The sequence below is a fragment of the Fusibacter ferrireducens genome, assembly GCF_015352425.1.
Taxonomy (GTDB): Bacteria; Bacillota; Clostridia; order Peptostreptococcales; family Acidaminobacteraceae; genus Fusibacter_A; species Fusibacter_A ferrireducens.
The window spans coordinates 1-3,030 of sequence record NZ_JADKNH010000037.1 but is presented as its reverse complement, the minus strand read 5'-3'; the positions used below and the strand labels follow the sequence as shown (position 1 = coordinate 3,030).

The 3,030-nt window shown below is 31.1% G+C and carries 2 protein-coding genes; both read left to right on the top strand.

From position 1 onward, the window contains the following. The first annotated feature begins 819 nt into the window (after positions 1-819). A complete protein-coding gene (locus ISU02_RS23615; protein ID WP_194704331.1) occupies positions 820-1,722 on the top strand; it encodes an SIR2 family protein in 903 nt (300 codons plus the stop codon). A 165-nt stretch (positions 1,723-1,887) separates the two neighbouring features. After that, entirely contained in the window at positions 1,888-2,790 is a 903-nt protein-coding gene (locus ISU02_RS23610) for a hypothetical protein (protein WP_194704330.1), read from the top strand. Positions 2,791-3,030: the final 240 nt, after the last annotated feature.

Genomic DNA, 3,030 nt, shown 5'->3' with positions numbered 1-3,030 from the left:
TGAGGCAAGAATTACGCCAATTCTCTGCTCATCGCTTGTCACCGTTTTTGTGAACCTGGATCAAAACCGTCGCCAAGCGAACGCAGAGACCGAGACACTTCGAGAATCCCCGAAACGTTATCCTGAAATGGGAACCGATATGGTTGGAGAAACAAACTTTAATTATTGAAAAAAGTTGATTAAAGACGGTATCTATACTACGATTGAGAGTAGGTAAATGTTATTTAGGATCAGATGTTATCTAGAATGCATTAAGCATATAGGTTCACGAATGTACAATTTGTTAGATTGACAGGATTTAGCGAGAAGCCTAACGACTAAGAAAGCATAGACAAGATTTTTCAAAGTAATGGTTGTCTAGTGGTTTCAAAGAGGCCGGAAGGTGAGTCACATTTGGCAGTAGGTAAGGGATGTGCAGTTTTAAGTTGGAACCTTTCCAAACGGACTTGCATCTCAGTAATGTTTTTATTGAATTGGAGGTCATAAGTGTTATCTAAGCGCATGAAGTTTGGAGAGTGTGACGATACATAATTTTGTTATGAGCAGACTATGAACTTTCTTAGACCAACAAGGGATAGAGTCAGAGGCTTTTATTAATAAAGCACTTCAGATAACAGAGGATTCTCGAAATGCCTCTATTGGCATAACTCGTGCGAGCCTGAGGCAAGAGTCACGCCAATTCTCTGCTTATCGCTTGTCACCGTTTTTGTGAACTTGGATCAAAACCGTCGCCAAGCGAACGCAGAGACCGAGACACTTCGAGAATCCCCGAAACGTTAGAAGAAATTTTTAAGTAAAAATAGATATAGGAGTTATAATATGAAAAATACTGTATTAATTGGAAATGGTCTTAATAGATGTGAAAAATCAAATAAATCTTGGGATGATTTGCTTATATCGTTATCTTCAGAATATGGAATTAGAATTAATGATGAAATAAAGCAGAATTTATATACCTTCTTTTACGAAAGAGTTGTATTATCATCAAATCATAATGACGAATTACGTGCGAAAGAAGAAGATATTAAAAAGAAAATTGCAATTGAAATGGGAAAAATGGTTTCAAGTGACCTGTATGTTAAACTACACGAGTTAGAAATAGATAATTACATAACAACTAATTACGACTATTGTATTGAGAATACCTTAAAACTTAAAAAATTTGAAAAGAAAAATAGTGATGTAAGTGAAAATATCTACAGTATAAGAAGAAATATAGAGTTTGAAAATAACTCTGGAGAACAACGTAAAATTTGGCATGTTCATGGTGAAATAGATTATCCTAGAACTATTATGCTTGGTCTAGATCATTACTGTGGTTCTATTGGGAAAATGGATTCTTATGTAAAAGGAAATTATTCATTTAAGAACAATGGCGATGATAAAAAAACTGAGCATATTCTTAAAAAGCTGAAAAAGGAAGCTAAATATGATAATTTTTCATGGATTGAACTCTTTTTCAATTCTAATGTTCATATAGTAGGATTTGGACTGGATTATTCGGAAACGGATATATGGTGGATACTAAATAGGCGGGCAAGAATCATAAAAGAATTGAAAATGAAATCAGAAAATATAATTTACTACTATGGAAAAGTGGATGAGACTAAAGCTAATTTATTGAAGGATTTTGAAGTTGAATATATAGAAGTTGAATTAAATGGCAAAGCTTACTATGAACAAAATTTGAAAATACTTGAAGAGGTTAGAAAACAAATATGAAACTTAAGAACTACTTCTAACACGCCGATTACCTAAATCACTCTGATGTCACAGCCCTTGCGAGGCAAGGACAGCGCCACTTTTCCTAAGGGAAAAGGAGTGACTTCAGTAATCGCGGGAACGTTAGGCGACATTCACAAAAATATATTAAGAGGAATATTTTTAATGAAGATAAAATTGGGATTGGACAAAATAGATATTAATACAGAAAAAATAGATTTAAATAAATTTTATATTTCATATAAAAAATTTATTAATATAATAAATATTTCTGCAAAAATTATAGTTATATGTTTAATTTTAATTATAATTCAAATTTTCTTAAGCTACTTTAGTATCAAAAATGATTTTATATTTGGTGTTACGGAATTAGTTATGATGATATTTATAATTGTACCCTCAATTTATATTGGAGTAATTGGAAAGGATGATTATACTCGCATATATGATGGTGTTTTTCAAGATTATCTTAAAATTATTTCTGATAAAGAATCTTTGAATTTGAAGTTGTATTTTTATATTGTCGAGAATTTTATCCGTTTAATTGACAAATTATATATAAGTTCTAATAATTATTACAATAAGACATTTCAATATTCAATAATATGTTCATTCAGAGCACTGATGTACGAGGATGCGACCATTCCAAATTTAAAGAGAATAGCATTTTATAATCCAGGTATATTCATAGAATTTTGTAAACAGTCAAATGAATTTCTATCCAAAGGAAATGATGAGTTGAAAGACTTCGAAATATATGGGGAGATTGAGAGAATATATAATAATTTAATTCAAACTTACAATGAAAATACACAAAATAATAATTCTTATAGCGAGTATCCACAACAGGATAACTTAAAAAAGTTTAATGAAAAAGAATTTAAATCAATACTTCTAATTCTTGCAATTCTTGCTTTTATTTATATTTTTTTATTTGAGAAGTATGGGGTTTTAAGTCAAACTTATTATGGAGCTAAGTTGAATAAATTTATTAATATGTATTTTTTTAACGGAATGTCAATTGTGCTCTTGTCATTAGAAGTTATGAGGACTAAAAATAAAAGTTGATTATGAACATCGCCTAACACGACAATTTCCTACATTCCTTCCGATGTCACAAGTCTTGCGAGGCAAGCCTTGCGCCACTTTTTCCGCTAAGGCGTTAAAAGGAAGGAACGTCGGAAACTGCGGGAACGTTATATGAAAAACGGTTAAAATAATATTGTGTCACATGCATTGTCTAAAAATAGAGCATATGAGATAATATTTAAAAGAGAGGTAAAAGATATGAAATGGGAAAATATACGA

Coding starts and splice junctions, on each gene's coding strand:
- ISU02_RS23615 (WP_194704331.1), top strand. CDS start 820: ATGAAAAATACTGTATTAATTGGAAATGGTCTTAATAGATGTGAAAAA.
- ISU02_RS23610 (WP_194704330.1), top strand. CDS start 1,888: ATGAAGATAAAATTGGGATTGGACAAAATAGATATTAATACAGAAAAA.